Source organism: uncultured Nisaea sp. (assembly GCF_963974195.1).
In the GTDB taxonomy this organism is placed as follows: Bacteria; Pseudomonadota; Alphaproteobacteria; order Thalassobaculales; family Thalassobaculaceae; genus Nisaea.
In genome coordinates, this window is sequence record NZ_CAXBDC010000030.1 from 26,925 (window position 1) to 43,034 (window position 16,110).

Consider the following 16,110-nt stretch of genomic DNA (forward strand, 5'->3'; position numbering starts at 1 on the left):
ATGCGTGTGGTTTATACGGACGGGCATGCCGTGCATGCCCCGAAACGCTTCATAACGCGGGGCGCCATCGTGCAGAGCCCAGAGCGTCCGGAGCGGGCGGAGATCCTGTTCAAGGCGGCGACGGATGCGGGGCATGACCTGATCCCGTCCAGGACGCACGGGGCAGGCCCGGTAGCCCGGATACATGACGCGGGCTATCTCGACTTCCTCGAGAATGCCTGGGAGCGCTGGTGCGCCCTGCCGGACCATGCGGACGAGATCATCCCGAATGTGCATTCCGGCCGGAACATGGCGCAGCCGCCGCAGCATATCGTGGCCCAGTCCGGCCATTACCAGGCGGACACGGCCTGTCCGATCGGGGAGGGAACCTGGAAAGGCGCCCTGGCCTCGTCAGATGTCGCTGTAACCGCCGCGGACATGCTGGTGCAGGATATCGAGGGCGGGAACAGGGGCGCCTATCTCTACGCCCTCTGCCGCCCTCCGGGGCACCATGCCTATGCCGATCAGGCCGGCGGCTTCTGCTTCCTGAACAATTCCGCCATCGCGGCCCAGCGCCTGCGGGACAAGGGAACGGCAAAGGTCGCGATCCTCGATGTCGATGTGCATCACGGCAACGGCACGCAAGGTATCTTCTATGAGCGCGGCGACGTGCAGACCGTCTCCCTGCATGGCGATCCGGCGACCTACTATCCGTTCTTCACCGGTTTCGGCCACGAGACGGGCGAAGGCGAGGGGGCCGGGTGCAACGTGAATTACCCGCTGCCCCAGGGTACCGGCGACGACGCCTATATGGAAATTCTCGCCGACGCGCTGGAAAGCGTGGCCGCCTTCAAGCCGGACGTGCTGGTCGTCGCCCTCGGCCTCGATGCTTCAGAGGCCGACCCGCTGGCTTTCTGCAAGATCACCACGGAAGGCTTCCGCCGTATGGGCGAAGTAATTTCAAAGGCAGGATATCCGAGCCTGCTGGTGCAGGAAGGTGGCTATATCTCGGACCAGCTCGGGGACAATCTGGCGGCGTTTCTGGGTGGGTTCGAGGGCATGCGCGATTAGGAAATCGGTGACGCCTTGATTTCCCGCAGCAGTTTCCGCCGGATCGCCTTGATGTAATCCTCGTAATCCTCGGCGGTGATGACGAAGGCGCCGGGGCCGGTGATGACGTAATCCTCGAAATAGCCGCCGAGATCCAGCACCTGGTTCTGGATCGCCAGCCCGTTGACGGTGACGCGGGCTGTGCTGGCGATCTGGCGGCCTTCCCGCATTGTCCGGCCGGAATTGTTGAAACCGTCTCCGGAAATATCGATCACCTGACGCTGACCGGCGAAACCGTTCACGGCGAACAGGGGGACACTGTAGGCGATGGCCGCCGAGATCGAGGTGGCGCCGGTATCGACCATGCGGGCGGAGGTGGCGATGTCCGCGGCAAAGGCTTCCGCGCTTTCCCGGTCGTTGATCAGGCGCCAGGGAATGTTGACCGCCTGCCGGTCGACGCTGGACCATTCGACAAGTGTTACCGCGATGGCCTGGAAGGCGCCGTTCCTGATGGCCTGCTGTACTTCGGGATCGTTGAAGGCCAGGGCGAGGCCGCGTAGTTGCAGATCGAATTCATCGCGGTCAACGCTGGCTGAGGAATCGATGGCGAGCACCAGTTCGACATCGACCGGATACTCACTCTGGGCAACGGAAGACGGCGCGGCGCAGACAAGAAACAGGCCCAGAACCGTTTTCAGAAATCTCAAACCATCACCCTGATCGCCGCGTTTGAAGGGGCGCTTTAGCGCCGCCCGATGAGCCGGGCCTCTTTCCATGATGGGGCCCATGATGGGTCAATGCCGGACCCGTCCGCAACGGGGACATCGCGCAATTCGCGGAAAAGTTTACGGAAGATGGCGTTGCGATAGTCCTCGTAGTCCTTCGCCACTTCGGTAAAGGCCCTATCGCCGCCGATCACCCGGTCCTCGAAATAGATGTCCAGATTGGGGAACTCGTTGCGGATCGCCAGCCCGTTGATGGTGATGCCCCGAGCCAGCACCTGGGCGCGGGCGATATGGATGTCGAGGCCCTGGTTGTTCTCGCCATCCGCCGACATGTCGATCACCCGGCGGAAACCCTCCATGCCGTTGCCGTTAAAGCTGTTGGCGGCGAACAGCAGGGCGTTGGCGATCGAGGTCGCGCCGGTGCCGATGGTGCGCGGCATTGCGTCGATCTCGTTCGCCAGATTGTGTGCGTCGGCGGGGCCGGTCAGCAGGCGCCAGTGCACGGCGACATTCTGGAAACGCTCGCTGGACCATTGGATGATGGAAACCCCGATGGCGCCCTCGACGCCGTTCTGGATGGCCTCCTGGATCATCGGGTCGCGGAAGGCGTTGGCCATACCGGCGACCTGCAGGGCGAATTCCTCGTCATCCACACTGGAGGAGCAGTCGATGGCGAGGACCAGCTCGATATCAACGGGAATGTCGGCCGCACCGATACGGGGCAGAGAACAGATCAACGCGAGGACAAGACATATGAGACGCAACATGGTTCACCAAAGCCTTCCTGCCGGATAACCACCTTTGCAGGACTTTGTGAAAAAACCGTGTCTATACCGGTCTAATGTGACGGAATGACGTTATCGTCCGTGAAATCGTAGCCTTCTTCATCCCTGAATTCGTCGAAATAGGGGTCGGAAAAGGCATCTCCGTCGAGCGGGTACACGACTTCGGGCCGGTAGATCGGTCCGTCCCGGTGCAGAAAACTGCGATACAGCGTGAAGGAGCCGACCGGAAACGGCTCGGTGCTGAACGGGCTGGCCTCGCAGATGAAATCATTCACCGGACCGAGCGGCGCGTCCCTGAAGCGGGCCAGTGTGACATGCGGTTTGAATCTGCGGGTCTCGCGCGCGACGCCGACCGCGTCGAGGGCTGTGTCGACCTTGCGTTGCAGATGGAACAGCTCATCGCTGGCCATAACCCGGGCCCAGAGTGCGCGGACCCGGCCCTTGGTCTCGAAGCAGCCGAAACCGTCTAGCTCAAGATCGAATCCCGGCTCCCGGACACGGTCCAGTTGCGCGGCGATGTCGTCCATCGTCCGGTTATCGGCGTCGCCGATAAATCTCAATGTCAGGTGAAAGTTCTCTTCCGCGACCCAACGGGCGCCGGGAAAACCGCGGCGCAGCCGGGAGAGTGCGGCGCGGACATGGTCGGGTAGCGCGAGCGCGACGAACAACCTGTTCATACATAACTGGCTATCACGCTCGCGCAGCCTGTCAAGGACAGGGATTTGAGTACAGCTGGTTAATCTTTTCGATCTCTTCCAGAAGGGCTTCCGGAAGCACCATTTCGGCAGTGTCTATATTGCTTTCGAGCTGTTTCATCGTCGTCGCGCCAATGATGTTCGAGGTGGTGAACTGGCGGGTGTTGACGAAGGTGTTGGCGAGGTCCGCAGGCGCGAATCCGTACTCCTTGGCGAGCTTGGCATAGGCGATCGTGGCTTCCTCGGCGTTCGGCTTCAGGTAGCGCGAGAAATTGCCCGGGAAGAGCGTCATGCGGGCGCCTTCCGGCTGGGCGCCATCAAGATACTTGCCGCTGAGCACGCCGCCGGCGATGGGCGAGTAGGCCAGCAGCCCGCAATCCTCGCGGATAGCTACTTCGGCCAGACCGACCTCGAAGCTGCGGTTCAGCAGGTTGTAGGGATTCTGCACGGAGGCCGGACGCGGCAGGCCCATGGCATCGGACAGCGCGATGCATTTCATCGTGCCCCAAGGCGTCTCGTTCGAGAGGCCGATATGCCGGATCTTGCCTTCCTTGATCAGGTCGGCCAGCACGCCGAGGGTTTCTTCCAGCGGCGTCCAGTCCTGTTCTTCGGCATGCACGTAATTGAGCTTGCCGAAGGTGTTCGTGGAGCGCTCCGGCCAGTGCAGCTGATAGAGGTCGATATAGTCCGTCTGCAGCCGCTTCAGGCTGGCATCGACAGCGGCCGTGATGTGTTCGCGGTTGAACTGCGGATTGCCGTCACGGACATGGGCGAAGCGCTCTCCCGGGCCGACCACCTTGGTCGCCAGGATCACCTTGTCCCGCTTGCCGCTGGCCTTGATCCAGGTGCCGATGACTTCCTCGGTCCGGCCATATGTCTCGGCCCGGGGCGGCACGGAATACATTTCCGCCGTGTCGAAGAAATTGACGCCGCGCTCCAGCGCATAATCCATCTGCTCGTGGCCTTCTGCTTCGCTGTTCTGCTCACCATAGGTCATGGTTCCGAGGCAGATGACACTGACGCGCAGGTCCGTTCGTCCGAGCGGGCGGTATTCCATGGGCAACTCTCTTCCGTTGATTGGCAGATGGGCGATTGGCAGATAGGCGATTGGTAGATAGGCGATAGGTTATGGGCCATGAGGCCTGAAGGCGCGGAGTTTAAGCGCGGCACGCGTCTGGGATCAACGGGGCTTTACCCGCTCTTTGCGATGAGTTCCCGCACCTTCGGCAGAATGCGCTCGACGATGATGGCAACGCCCTCTTTGGTTGGATGAATGCCGTCCTGCTGATTGAGGGCCGGGTCTCCGACGACGCCGTCGAGGAAAAACGGATAGAACAGGACGCCGTGTTTTTCGGCGAGGTCGCGATACACGGCTTCGAACTCGGCGCCATATTCCTGGCCGAGATTGGGCGGGGCCAGCATGCCGGCGAGCAGGACCGGGATGTCTTTTTCACCGAGCGTGGTCAGGATGGCGTCGAGATTGCGCTTCGTTTCCGCCGGCTCCAGCCCGCGCAGCCCGTCATTGGCGCCAAGCTCGACAATCACCGCATGCGGGTCGGAGGCAAGCGCCCATTCCAGCCGGGCCCGGCCGCCGGCGCTGGTATCTCCGGAGACACCGGCATTGGTCACAGTGGCGTCGATCCCGGCCGCCTGAAGCGCTTCCTGCAACTGGTCGGGAAAGCCGTCTCCCGGCGGCAGCCCATAGCCCGCCATCAGGCTGTCGCCGAGGCCGAGGAGGCGGGTCTCGGCTTCCGCAGCGGGGCTGAAGGCGAGAAAAATCAACAATAACACCGGGAAAACAACCGCGGTACAGCGGCGGAAAGCGCGGCTGACAGCGTTGCAATGCACAATGGTAACCCTATATGGCGAAGGTGCGCATAATTCAGGGGAGCCTGGCATCGCCGGGCTCCACCGCTGTTTAATCTGGGAAGACTCACTCATGGCATTGATCCGGTTGTCCGACTTGCACCTTAACCTGAGGAGCGGGGCGGGCGAGGTCAATATCCTCCGCGGGATTGATCTTGAGGTGAATGCGGGCGAGACCGTCAGCATCGTCGGGCCGTCCGGCGCCGGCAAGTCGACCCTGATGATGGTGATAGGCGGGCTGGAACAGGCCAGCTCCGGCGGCGTCTCCGTCGCCGATCACAATCTCTCCGCCATGAGCGAGGATGCGCTTGCCGTGTTCCGCCGGGACACGGTGGGGATCGTCTTTCAGGCCTTCCGTCTGGTGCCGACCATGACGGCGCTGGAGAATGTGGCGATACCGCTTGAACTCGCAGGCTCCCGCGATGCCTTCGCCCTCGCCGAGGAGAGCCTCGGGCGGGTAGGACTGGCGCACCGGATAACGCACTACCCGGATCAGCTTTCCGGTGGAGAGCAGCAGCGCGTGGCCATTGCCCGCGCTTTCGTCACCCGGCCGAAACTGTTGCTGGCGGACGAGCCGACGGGGAATCTCGACGGTGCTACCGGCGACAATATCATGGAACTGCTTTTTGAGTTGAGTCAGACGCACGGCACTACCCTGGTGCTGATCACCCATGACATGGCGCTGGCCGAGCATTGCAGCCGGGTGATCTCCATGGCCGATGGCAAGATCGTGAAGGATGTCAGACGCACGGTGCCCGGTGAGTCCGGTCAGCCTGATGACAGCGCGGCAGCCGAGCGGCAGCGCGCCTGATGCAAAATTTCTTTATTGCCCTGACGATCGCCCGCCGGGAGCTGCGCGGCGCGGTCTCCTCCTTCCGCGTGTTTCTGGCCTGCCTCGCCCTCGGCGTGGCGGCGATGGCCGGTGTCGGTTCCGTCTCCTCCGCCATGATGGCGGGGGTCGAGCGGGATGCACGGGAGATCCTCGGCGGCGATATCGATATACGCTTCACCCATCGCGAAGCGGCATCCGAACAGATCGACTGGTTCCGCCAGTCGGGCACGGTTGCCGAGACCGTCGAAATGCGGGCCATGGCGCGCAAGACGGATGCGGACCGGCGCACCCTGGTCGAGTTGAAAGCGGTGAGTGACGCCTATCCGTTGTTCGGCACCCTCGACCTGCAAAAAGGCGGCGCCATCCAGACGGAACTGGCGCAGCGGGACGGACGATACGGTGCGGTGGTGGATGCGGCTCTCGCGACCCGGCTTGAGCTTGTACCGGGGGACACGCTGAAGATCGGCGAAGCCACTTTCGAGGTTCGCGACGTGATCGCGAAGGAGCCGGACCGCTCCGTCAGTTTTGCCTCTTTCGGCCCGCGCGTCATGATCCCGGCGGCGTCCCTGCCGGAGACCGGTCTGGTCCAGCGCGGCAGCCTGATCCGCTTCCATTACCTGATTGGCCTGAAGCCGGGCCTCAACGGGGCTGACTGGATCGAGCAGACGAACAAGAATTTCCCCGATGCGGGCTGGCGGATACGCGGGGTGGATCGTGCCGCGCCCGGTTTCGACCGGTTCATCAACCGGGTGACGCAGTTCCTCACGCTGGTCGGACTGACGGCGCTTCTGGTCGGTGGTGTCGGTATCGCCAACGCGGTGCGGGCTTTCCTCGATCGGCGCATGGCAACCATCGCCACCCTGAAATGCCTCGGCGCCACGACCGGGACCGTTTTCACCGCCTATTTCGTGCAGATTCTGGCTGTTGCCACCGTCGGGATTGGCGCCGGGCTTGCCATCGGCGCTCTGGCGCCGCTGATCGCGGGCAAACTGATCTCCGGCATGCTGCCCTTCGAGGTGCCGGGCGGGCTCTATTGGAAACCGCTGCTGACCGCCGGGGCGTTCGGCTATCTCACCACCATTGCATTCTCGCTCTGGCCGCTAGGGCGGGCAGGGGCGGTACGCGCAGCGCAGCTTTTCCGCGCCCTGATCGTGCCGCCGTCCGGACGGCCTGCCGGTAAGTACATTGTCGCCAGCGCGATCAGCGCTCTGATCCTGGCCGGTCTGGCGGTCGTCGCGACGGACGATCCGAAACTGGCGGGTGGTTTCATCGCCGGGGCGGTGGGCGTGCTGCTGCTGTTCGGCGGCGGGGCGCAGCTTATCGTCCGGGGCGCCCGTATGCTGCCGGCACCGAAGCGTCCGGATCTGCGGCTGGCCATCGCCAACCTGCATCGGCCCGGCGCGCCGACCGCCAGCGTAATCCTTTCCCTCGGGCTTGGCCTCACCGTGCTGGTGGCGATTGCCCTGATCGAGGCCAATCTTTCGCGGCAGTTGAAAGAACAAATCCCGGAAATCGCGCCGTCCTATTTCTTCATCGACATCCAGCCGCATCAGGTCGACGGCTTCATCGAGACGGTGGAGAGCGTACCCGGCATCACCAAGATGGAGCGCACGCCGCTGGTGCGCGGACGGATCGTGAAGATCGCCGGGGTCCCGGTGGCGGAGCGCACGGTCGATCCGGACGTGCAATGGACCATCAATGGCGATCGCGGCCTGACCTATGCCGCCACGCCGCCGCCCGGCACGGATCTGGTCGAGGGCGAGTGGTGGCCGGAGGATTACAGCGGCCCGCCACTGCTGTCTTTCGATGCGGAAATCGCGCGCGGCTACGGCATCGGCGTCGGCGATACCATCACCCTGAACGTGCTCGGCCGGGAGATCACCGCGACGGTGCATAACCTGCGGAATATCGAATGGCAGTCGCTGGGGATGAATTTCGTCTTCGTCTTCGCTCCCGGCACGCTGGAGGCGGCGCCGCACAGCATTATCTCCACGGTCTATGCGGACACGCCGGAAGCGGAAGAGGCGGTGCAGCGGGCGGTCACGGACCGGTTCGCCAATGTCTCCGCCATCCGGGTGAAGGACGCGCTCGACAATGCGGGCCGGATCATGGACGCGGTCGGCATCGCCATCCGGATCACCGCGTCGGTGACGCTGCTCGCGGGCGTGCTGGTGCTGGCGGGGGCGGTGATCTCGGGCCATCAGCGCCGGATCTATGATGCGGTGGTGCTGAAGGTGCTGGGGGCGACCCGGCGCAAGGTGCTGACAGCCTATGTCATGGAATATGGCCTGCTCGGCCTCGTCACCTCGCTGGTGGCGGCCCTGATCGGCACCATCATCGGCTATGTCGTCATTACCCAGTTGATGCGCGGCGACTTTGCCTTCGACACGCCCGCAGTGGTGCTGACGGCGGCCTTTTCGACGCTGATCACCATCACGCTCGGCCTGATCGGCACCTGGAGCGCTTTGTCCCAGAAAGCGGCGCCGCTGCTCCGCAACGAGTAACGTCGCGTAGCAGGGCACCGCGCTCCGGATCAAGCCCCGGCCCCGGCGTCTTCCCCGAGCAAAAGCGCCGTTACCTCGTCGGCGAAGCGGCGTTTCCGGCCGTCGATCAGCACAATGTCCGGATCGCCCGGATCCCGTTCGGCGGCGGGCATGCCGTGGGCCAGCAGCGCTTCGGCGCATCCGGCCCAGTCACCATTCTCCACCGGGCGATTGACAGAAGCCCAGCTCAGCGTGCCGCAGACATTGTCGCCATAGGCATGATCTGCCTTCCATGAAGCGCCACTGGCGAGCAGATGCCGGGCCAGCGCCGCATCGCCCCGGAAGACCGCCTGGTTGAGGGCGCTCGCGTCGAAATCGCCGCCCCGGACCTCCAGCGGCCAGCCGAGATCGGCCATCAGCCTTACCGCCTCACCGCATCCCGCTGCCGCAAGTTCCGGAAAGATCCGCAGCCGGTCATCGTCGAGCGCGGCCGGAAAGCCCGGGTTCGCGGCCTGCAAACGCCTGGCTTCCTCTTCGTCGCCACGGGCGCAGGCGGCGAGGAATTGTTCTTCCGGCGCGAGAGGGGTGTCGGCTCCGGCCTCCCGCAGAAGCGCGGCGACTTCCGGCAAGCCGTAGCGCAGGGCCTGAATCTCGGCGCCAAGTCCGTCCTTGTTACGGGCGCGGGGATCGATCCCGGCCTCCAGCAGGGCGGCAACATGCGCGAGGGAACGCCGCCGCCGGATCGCCCAGAAAAGCAGCCTGCTGCTGCTCAGCTCCGGTGTGTCCGCTGCATGGGACAGCAGCAGCCGGAAAGTGTCGAGATCGTCGAAATCGAGCGCGCGGAACAGCACGTTCGTGCCGGTGACTGTTGCTCCCGCGTCGAGCAGCAGCTTCGTGCAGCGCGCGGTATCGAGTGAATGATAGAGCGACTCGCCGTCATTCGGGTCCGCGCCCGCCGCGAGCAGCATCCGCGTCAGTTCCGGGTCGTGATTGACCCCGGCGGCCCCGTGCAGCGGCGAGGCCTGCCATGTCTCGGGCGGGGTGTCTGCGCGGCCGCTCCATTCCTTGTTTTGCCGCCCGTTCGGGTTCGCTCCGGCAGCGAGCAGGAGTGCCGCCACCCGGTGCAGTCCGTCTCGGTACTCTGGCAGGGTGAGCAGGCTCGAATGGGTGGTCGCGATCAGCGGCGTCAGGGAGAGCGGGCCGCCGGGACGTTCCACCCAGGATGGATCCTCGGCGAGGTTCCGGCGGACAATCTCGTGTTCTCCCGTGGCGCAGGCGAGCCAGGGATCATGCCGGGCAATCCCCGGGTGTTCGGCCAGAAGCCGGGCCGCCGCGTTCGGCCGCGCCCGGTTCATGCCGCCCGCGATCTCCCCCGCATAGACAAGGCGGCTAAATCCGGCGGCCAGCGTCTTTGCATCGCTGTCCCGCAGCCGCATGACCTCGACGAGGGAGCGGAGATCGGCCCAGGAGGAGAGGCCGTATTCGCGGGCAATACAGGATTGCGCGTCATGCAGGCGCAGCTCCATTGCCCGCAATGCCTCGGGCGATTTTCCGCGCGCTAACGGGAGTGCGGTCTGGAGCCGCCGAACGGCCTCCGCACTGCCCTGCCGATAGGCTTTGAGCAGGTCTTTTGCCTGTTTTTTCAGATGATTGATGTCGGGTTGGTCTGGAAGCGGATTCATCGGAACCTCCGTGCGTCTCTCGCCGACGACCCGCAATCCGGCTGCACAAAGGTTGAAAGACGGTCAGTGCTTTCAGGCAAGTGGGCTATGCCCTTCCCGCGGGTCCGGAAGCGGCCTGCACCGCGCGGCAAAATTAGGTGGCCCGCCGGAATAAGTCAATTTCCTCCGGCTGCGGAAAATTCCATTGTGAGGTTCAGTGATCGCGCCCACCTCCTGTCGGAATGGTTGTGTTTTGGCATTAATGGTTTGGAAAACAATATGAGTGCGCAGAAAGTGGAACGAATTGCGGCCTTTTCAGAGGCTGGCTCCGGCGGAAACCCGGCAGGCGTCCTGATTGCGGACAGCTTGCCGCCGGCGGAAGAGATGCAGCGGATCGCGGCCGAGGTCGGTTTCTCGGAAACGGCTTTTGCGGCGCCGGAAGGGGAGAGCTGGCGGGTGCGCTACTTCGCGCCGGAATCCGAGGTGCCCTTCTGCGGTCATGCGACCATTGCGCTTGGTGCGGCACTGGCGCGGCGGAACGGGGACGGCGTGTTCAAATTGAGCCTCAATGAGGCGGAGATCACCGTCGAAGGGGGGCAACGGGACGGAACGCTCACGGCTGCATTGCAGTCACCGCCGACCCGCAGCGGCAAAGCCTCCCCCGATCTCGTGTCCGGGGTGATGGATCTGTTCGGATATACGGTGGAGGACTTGCACGCGGACATCCCGCCCGCGCTGATCCATGGCGGTGCGGATCATTTCGTGCTGGCGCTGAATTCCCGTCAGGCATTGGCGGACATGAATTATGATCTGGAGGCCGGGCGGGAGCTGATGAACCGGCATGGCCTGGTGACGGTTCTGCTGGTCTATCCGGAAGGCCCGCAATTGTTTCACACGCGGAACCCGTTCGCGTCTGGCGGGGTCTATGAAGATCCGGCCACCGGCGCCGCGACAGCGGCTTTCGCCGGATATCTCCGGGATATCGACTGGGCCCATGCCGGGCGGATCGACATTGTCCAGGGCGAGGATATGGGCATGCTCTCGCGCCTTCACGCCGAATTTTCATCCGAGCCCGGGAGTTCCATCCGGGTATCCGGGCAGGCCCGCGTGATGACGGCCGAATAGAGGGCACCGGAAAACGGGCCGCCGGCGGGCGGCCCGCTCCCCTGTCCGCCGCAGCTTAAGCGACCGACAGTTTCACATCGATATTGTTCCGCGTGGCGTTCGAGTACGGGCAGACCTGATGGGCTTTCTCGATCAGGTCCTGCACCGCGTCCTTGTCCGCGCCGGGGATGGAGACCAAGAGGGAAACCTCAAGGCCGAACCCGCCTTCCGAACGCGGGCCGATGCCGACTTCGGAGGTGACCTCTGTGTCCGGCGTGATCTTCACCGAAGACTCTCCCTGGGAGGCGACGAACTTCATGGCGCCGAGGAAGCAGGCCGCATAGCCTGCCGCGAAAAGCTGTTCCGGATTGTTGCCCTTGCCGCCCGCGCCGCCGAGTTCCTTCGGGGTGGAGAGGGTGACGTCGAGTGCGCCGTCGGTTGTTTTGGCATGACCGTCGCGGCCGCCGGTTGCGGTGGTGCCGGTGGTGTAGAGAACATTGACTGACATGATATGGCTCCTTGCTTTAATTGAGCGATTAAATCGTGTGCGATATAAATAATCACCGCCACGGAGATGTCAAGGGCTTGCGATTTTATCGTGTGCGACTAAATTCTCCCGAGCATCATGGGCTGAACGGTATGGGAGACTATTTGTGTCGGACGTGTCTGACGGCCAGCCTCATCTGGACGAATTCCTCTGTTTCGCCCTCTACAAGGCACATCACGCCATGAACCGGTTCTACAAGCCGCTGCTTGGCGAACTCGGGCTGACCTACCCGCAATATCTGGTGCTGATGGCCCTGTGGGAGCAGGACAACCAGAATGTCGGCCAGCTCGGTGAGCTGCTGCATCTGGAATCGAACACCCTGACGCCGCTGCTGAAACGGCTGGAGCAGGCGGGCCTCGTGCAGCGCCGCCGGGCCGCCAATGACGAGCGGCAGGTGCAGGTGACGCTGACCGGGCAGGGTCGGGCGCTGCGCCAGAAATCCCGCGATGTCTCGGCCTGTCTGTTCGAGACAATCGGTATGACCCGGGAAGAACTTGGCACGCTGGTGGCGGAAGTGAACGGCGTGACCGGCGCGGTTGTCGCCGGGCGTTAAGCGGGGCTTGTATCCGCCTTTTTGTCGGCTAAATCATGTCTATGATGGGTCGCCCCGACGAAGGAGCCCCCTGACGAAGGAGCCATAGATGAAGACCAGACTGCCTCTATACGCATTGCTTGGCCTGTCCTTGTCCCTCGCCGTTGCCACGGGGCCTGCCAGGGCTGCCGAAGAGCCGCCGGCGGACACGATCGAGCGCGGGGCACAGATGGTGATCGACGGCCTGCGTGCCTTTTTTTCCTCGATCCCGCAATACGAGGCGCCGGAATTCCTGCCCAATGGCGATATTCTCATCCGCCGGGCCAATCCGAAGAACGATCAGCAGGAAAAACAGGATGACGACGGGGGAGACGGCAAGGGTCTGAAACTCTAGGCCGCGAGCCCGGATGGCGGGCGCAGGTTGTGGCGGTTAGCTGAGCGCCGCGACGGCCGCACCGGCAGCCTTTTTCAGCGCATCCGGGCTGGCTTCGAACACCGCGTTCGGCGCGCCCGCAGCCGCCCAGACCGTGCCGAAGCCGAGCAGGGTCTCGTCCATCCAGGTCTCGACCGGACTCATATGGCCGAGCGGAGAGACGCCGCCGATGGCGAAGCCGGTGATCTCGCGCACTTCCTTCGGATCGGCCCGTTCCAGCGGCTCGCCGACCAGCGCCGCCGCCTTTTCCAGATCCACCTGATTGGCGCCGGAGACCAGCAGCAGCTTCAGCGCGCCACTCTCGCCACCCTTGAAGATCAGTGATTTGACGATTTGCGCCACATCGCAGCCGCACGCGGCGGCGGCTTCGGCGGCAGTCCGTGTCGAGTCCGGCATGCGCAGGATTTCGACGGTTAGCCCGGCTGCCTCAGCGGCGGCCTTGACGCGATTGACGCTCTTGCTCATGGGGAGTCCGGAATGCGAATGGAATGGAGCAGGGATTGAAGCCCGGGTGCGCGGTAATCGTCAATGATGAGGTCGGCCCTATCGAGTGGGGGCAGGGCGTCCGTACCGGAAATGGCAACTGAATAGACACCGGCGCCGATGAGTGCGGTCAGCCCGCTCGGCGAATCCTCGAATCCGATTGCCGCCTCTGCCGTGCAGCCGATGCGGGACAGGCCTTCCAGATAAGGCCCCGGGTCCGGTTTACCCAGGGGCACTTCTTCCGCGACGACAATCGCGTCGAAGCGGTCCTTGAGGCCAAGAGCGCGCAGCATCAGATCCGCATTCGCCCGGGGCGCGTTGGTGACCACGGCGGTTTTCAGACTGTGTTCGGCGGCCCAGTCCAGAAGCCCGGTCAGCCCCGGCATTCGTTCCAGCTCAACGATGCTGTCCCGAAACAGTTGCTCCTTCAGCTCGACATAGTCCCGGCCCTTGCCCTCGGGATCGTCGGGAAAGAGAAAATGCCGGGTGTCGTCATTGGCGCCGCCATGCAGATGCGCCTCATAGTCCGAGCGGGAAATCTGCCGGCCGAATGTCGCGAGAGCGGCGTTGGTCGCGTCGACATGCAGCTCGGTGGTGTTCACCAGCGTGCCGTCGAGATCGAACAGCAGCGCATCGAGGCGGGAAGGGACGGGGCATTTGCCCGTCCCCTGCCTATCTTGCACCGCTTACTCCGCCGCGTCCTGATAGGCCTCGATCGGCGGGCAGGAGCAGATCAGGTGCTTGTCGCCATAGGCCTGATCGATCCGGGCGACTGGCGGCCAGTATTTGTTGGCTCGCAGGCTGTCGACCGGGAAGGCGCCCTGGGCGCGGGAATATTTCCGGTCCCAGTCATCCGCCATCAGATCGCCCGCCGTATGCGGGGCATGGGCCAGCGGGCTTTCATCGCGGGAGAGTTTGCCCTCCTCGATATCGCGGATCTCCTGCCGGATGGCGATCATCGCCGCGCAGAACCGTTCCAGCTCGGCCAGAGGCTCGCTCTCTGTCGGCTCGATCATCAGCGTGCCCGGCACCGGGAAGGACATGGTGGGGGCGTGGAAGCCGTAATCCATCAGGCGTTTCGCGACATCGTCGACGGTAACGCCGGTTTCGTCCTTCAGCGGGCGCAGGTCGATGATGCATTCATGCGCCACCAGCCCGTTCTTGCCTTTGTAGAGCACCGGGAAATGCTCTTCGAGGCGGTGGGCCAGATAGTTGGCGGAGAGGATCGCGACCTCGGTCGCCTGCTTCAGCCCGTTGGCGCCCATCAGCTCGATATAGCTCCAGGAGATCGGCAGGATGCCGGCACTGCCGAACGGCGCGGCGCTGACCGGGCCGATGGCGGTTTCCTGGGCGTTCATGTTGCGGTGACCGGGCAGGAACGGCGCCAGATGCGCGCCGACGCCGATCGGGCCGACACCGGGGCCGCCGCCGCCATGCGGGATGCAGAAGGTCTTGTGCAGGTTCAGGTGGCTGACGTCGGAGCCGAACTGGCCCGGCTTGCAGACACCGACCATGGCATTGAGGTTGGCGCCGTCCATATAGACCTGTCCGCCATGCTCGTGGATCAGGTCGCAGATCTCGGTGATGGTTTCCTCGAACACGCCGTGGGTCGAGGGATAGGTGATCATCAGGGCGGCGAGATTGGCGCTGTGCTGTTCGACCTTGGCCTTCAGGTCAGCCATGTCGACATTGCCGTCATCGTCGCATTTCACGACCACGACCTTCATGCCGGCCATCGCGGCGGAAGCCGGGTTGGTGCCGTGCGCGGAGCTCGGGATCAGGCAGATATTGCGATGCCCTTCTCCCCGGCTGGCGTGATAGGCGCTGATCACCAGCAGGCCGGCATATTCGCCCTGGGAGCCTGCGTTCGGTTGCAGGGAGACGGCGGCATAGCCGGTGATCTCGGCCAGCATCCGCTCCAGCTCGGCGATCATCAGATGATAGCCCTCGACCTGATCGCGGGGGGCAAACGGGTGGATGTCGGAGAAGGCGGCCCAGGTGACCGGAATCATCTCGGTCGTCGCGTTCAGCTTCATGGTGCAGGAGCCGAGCGGGATCATCGAACGGTCGAGCGCCACGTCCTTGTCCGCGAGGCGGCGCAGATAGCGCAGCATCTCGGTCTCGGAATGGTAGCTGTTGAAGGCCGGGTGGGTCAGGAAGTCGGAACTGCGCTCCAGCTTTGCCGGAATGGCGTCCGGCGTACGGTCGGCGACGGCTTCGTAGGTGAGTTCCTTCATGCTGTCGAAGGCCATCATGGCCCACAACCGCTCGACCAGCTCCCGGGTGCAGGTCTCGTCCAGCGAGATGCCGACACTGTTCTCGAAGATGCGCAGATTGACGCCCTCGATACGGGCGGCCTCGATGACGGAGCCGGTCCAGTCATCGGTCTGCACGATGATGGTATCGAAGAAGTTTTCGTGCGCGATGGTGTAGCCGAGTTCGCGCAGGCCCTGGGCCAGGATCGCGGTCCGGCGATGTACCCGGCGGCCGATCTTCATCAGGCCGACCGGCCCGTGATAGCAGGCATAGGCCGCCGCCATGACGGCGAGCAGAACCTGGGCGGTGCAGATGTTGCTGGTCGCCTTCTCGCGGCGGATATGCTGCTCGCGGGTCTGCAGGGCCAGCCGGTAGGCCGGGTCGCCATTCTTGTCGACTGATACGCCGACGATGCGGCCCGGGATCGAGCGCTTGTATTCGTCTTTCGTGGCGAAATAGGCGGCATGCGGGCCGCCGAAGCCGAGCGGCACGCCAAAGCGCTGGCTGGTGCCGATGGCGACATCCGCGCCGAACTCGCCCGGAGGGGTGAGATGGGTCAGGGCCAGCAGATCGGCCGCGACCACGGCGAGCGCGCCCTGGGCATGAGCCTTCTCGACGATGGCCGCATAGTCATGCACGGCGCCGTTGGTATCGGGATATTGCAGCAGGACGGCAAAGG

16 protein-coding genes are annotated in these 16,110 nt (G+C 64.0%); 6 read left to right on the plus strand and 10 right to left on the minus strand.

From position 1 onward, the window contains the following. A complete protein-coding gene (locus AAC126_RS08815) occupies positions 1–1,050 on the plus strand; it encodes a histone deacetylase family protein (RefSeq protein ID WP_339852294.1) in 1,050 nt (349 codons plus the stop codon). Here AAC126_RS08815 and AAC126_RS08820 read toward each other — a convergent pair. From AAC126_RS08820 to AAC126_RS08840, 5 genes are all read right to left on the minus strand, one after another. Further along, the gene (locus AAC126_RS08820; protein WP_339852297.1) at positions 1,047–1,736 is read right to left on the minus strand and encodes a DUF1194 domain-containing protein; all 690 of its coding nucleotides are present in this window, start codon (positions 1,734–1,736) and stop codon (positions 1,047–1,049) included. The two genes, AAC126_RS08815 and AAC126_RS08820, sit on opposite strands and share 4 nt — an antisense overlap. A gap of 35 nt (positions 1,737–1,771) precedes the next feature. Beyond that, positions 1,772–2,521 (minus strand): DUF1194 domain-containing protein, encoded by a 750-nt coding sequence (locus tag AAC126_RS08825; RefSeq protein WP_339852299.1) that lies wholly within the window; start codon positions 2,519–2,521, stop codon positions 1,772–1,774. A gap of 71 nt (positions 2,522–2,592) precedes the next feature. Next, the gene (thpR, locus tag AAC126_RS08830) at positions 2,593–3,216 is read right to left on the minus strand and encodes an RNA 2',3'-cyclic phosphodiesterase (protein WP_339852302.1); all 624 of its coding nucleotides are present in this window, start codon (positions 3,214–3,216) and stop codon (positions 2,593–2,595) included. Positions 3,217–3,247: 31 nt separating this feature from the next. Continuing rightward, positions 3,248–4,291 carry an NADP(H)-dependent aldo-keto reductase gene (locus AAC126_RS08835; RefSeq protein ID WP_339852304.1) on the minus strand — a complete coding sequence of 348 codons (1,044 nt, stop codon included), beginning with the start codon at positions 4,289–4,291 and terminating at the stop codon, positions 3,248–3,250. A gap of 134 nt (positions 4,292–4,425) precedes the next feature. Then, entirely contained in the window at positions 4,426–5,016 is a 591-nt protein-coding gene (locus AAC126_RS08840) for an arylesterase (protein ID WP_339852307.1), read from the minus strand. A gap of 157 nt (positions 5,017–5,173) precedes the next feature. On the opposite strand from AAC126_RS08840, the gene AAC126_RS08845 reads away from it, so the two are divergent. Both AAC126_RS08845 and AAC126_RS08850 read left to right on the plus strand, forming a co-directional pair. After that, a complete protein-coding gene (locus tag AAC126_RS08845; RefSeq protein WP_339852310.1) occupies positions 5,174–5,911 on the plus strand; it encodes an ABC transporter ATP-binding protein in 738 nt (245 codons plus the stop codon). Continuing rightward, on the plus strand, positions 5,911–8,436 hold the full coding sequence (locus tag AAC126_RS08850) for an FtsX-like permease family protein (protein WP_339852312.1): 2,526 nt from the start codon (positions 5,911–5,913) through the stop codon (positions 8,434–8,436). The genes AAC126_RS08845 and AAC126_RS08850 overlap by 1 nt, the downstream gene beginning before the upstream one ends. A 29-nt stretch (positions 8,437–8,465) precedes the next feature. Here AAC126_RS08850 and AAC126_RS08855 read toward each other — a convergent pair whose 3' ends face one another. Further along, complete coding sequence (locus tag AAC126_RS08855; protein WP_339852314.1) at positions 8,466–10,097, minus strand: hypothetical protein; 1,632 nt, start codon at positions 10,095–10,097, stop codon at positions 8,466–8,468. Between the two features lie 258 nt (positions 10,098–10,355). Between AAC126_RS08855 and AAC126_RS08860 the strand changes: the two genes are divergently transcribed. Beyond that, positions 10,356–11,201: a PhzF family phenazine biosynthesis protein gene (locus AAC126_RS08860; protein ID WP_339852317.1), complete on the plus strand. Its 846-nt coding sequence runs from the start codon at positions 10,356–10,358 to the stop codon at positions 11,199–11,201. A gap of 55 nt (positions 11,202–11,256) precedes the next feature. On the opposite strand, the gene AAC126_RS08865 is transcribed toward AAC126_RS08860, so the two are convergent. Continuing rightward, positions 11,257–11,688 carry an organic hydroperoxide resistance protein gene (locus AAC126_RS08865; RefSeq protein ID WP_339852319.1) on the minus strand — a complete coding sequence of 144 codons (432 nt, stop codon included), beginning with the start codon at positions 11,686–11,688 and terminating at the stop codon, positions 11,257–11,259. Positions 11,689–11,833: 145 nt separating this feature from the next. Between AAC126_RS08865 and AAC126_RS08870 the strand changes: the two genes are divergently transcribed. Further along, complete coding sequence (locus AAC126_RS08870) at positions 11,834–12,280, plus strand: MarR family transcriptional regulator (protein WP_339852322.1); 447 nt, start codon at positions 11,834–11,836, stop codon at positions 12,278–12,280. 88 nt (positions 12,281–12,368) lie between these two features. Then, positions 12,369–12,653: a hypothetical protein gene (locus AAC126_RS08875; RefSeq protein WP_339852324.1), complete on the plus strand. Its 285-nt coding sequence runs from the start codon at positions 12,369–12,371 to the stop codon at positions 12,651–12,653. A 36-nt stretch (positions 12,654–12,689) separates the two neighbouring features. Here the strand turns inward: AAC126_RS08875 and AAC126_RS08880 are convergent, their stop codons facing one another. The 3 genes from AAC126_RS08880 to gcvP all read right to left on the minus strand — a co-directional run. Then, on the minus strand, positions 12,690–13,157 hold the full coding sequence (locus tag AAC126_RS08880) for a YbaK/EbsC family protein (RefSeq protein ID WP_339852326.1): 468 nt from the start codon (positions 13,155–13,157) through the stop codon (positions 12,690–12,692). Continuing rightward, on the minus strand, positions 13,154–13,858 hold the full coding sequence (locus AAC126_RS08885; RefSeq protein ID WP_339852329.1) for an HAD family phosphatase: 705 nt from the start codon (positions 13,856–13,858) through the stop codon (positions 13,154–13,156). The genes AAC126_RS08880 and AAC126_RS08885 overlap by 4 nt, the downstream gene beginning before the upstream one ends. A 3-nt stretch (positions 13,859–13,861) precedes the next feature. Next, on the minus strand, positions 13,862–16,110 hold a 2,249-nt coding region (gene gcvP, locus AAC126_RS08890), incomplete at its 5' end, for an aminomethyl-transferring glycine dehydrogenase (RefSeq protein WP_339852333.1).

What these genes read in the sequence shown, in the direction of transcription:
- AAC126_RS08815 (WP_339852294.1), top strand. Translation starts at nt 1, where the DNA reads ATGCGTGTGGTTTATACGGACGGGCATGCCGTGCATGCCCCGAAACGC.
- AAC126_RS08825 (WP_339852299.1), bottom strand. Translation starts at nt 2,521, where the DNA reads ATGTTGCGTCTCATATGTCTTGTCCTCGCGTTGATCTGTTCTCTGCCC.
- thpR (WP_339852302.1), bottom strand. Translation starts at nt 3,216, where the DNA reads ATGAACAGGTTGTTCGTCGCGCTCGCGCTACCCGACCATGTCCGCGCC.
- AAC126_RS08835 (WP_339852304.1), bottom strand. Translation starts at nt 4,291, where the DNA reads ATGGAATACCGCCCGCTCGGACGAACGGACCTGCGCGTCAGTGTCATC.
- AAC126_RS08845 (WP_339852310.1), top strand. Translation starts at nt 5,174, where the DNA reads ATGGCATTGATCCGGTTGTCCGACTTGCACCTTAACCTGAGGAGCGGG.
- AAC126_RS08850 (WP_339852312.1), top strand. Translation starts at nt 5,911, where the DNA reads ATGCAAAATTTCTTTATTGCCCTGACGATCGCCCGCCGGGAGCTGCGC.
- AAC126_RS08855 (WP_339852314.1), bottom strand. Translation starts at nt 10,097, where the DNA reads ATGAATCCGCTTCCAGACCAACCCGACATCAATCATCTGAAAAAACAG.
- AAC126_RS08860 (WP_339852317.1), top strand. Translation starts at nt 10,356, where the DNA reads ATGAGTGCGCAGAAAGTGGAACGAATTGCGGCCTTTTCAGAGGCTGGC.
- AAC126_RS08865 (WP_339852319.1), bottom strand. Translation starts at nt 11,688, where the DNA reads ATGTCAGTCAATGTTCTCTACACCACCGGCACCACCGCAACCGGCGGC.
- AAC126_RS08875 (WP_339852324.1), top strand. Translation starts at nt 12,369, where the DNA reads ATGAAGACCAGACTGCCTCTATACGCATTGCTTGGCCTGTCCTTGTCC.
- AAC126_RS08880 (WP_339852326.1), bottom strand. Translation starts at nt 13,157, where the DNA reads ATGAGCAAGAGCGTCAATCGCGTCAAGGCCGCCGCTGAGGCAGCCGGG.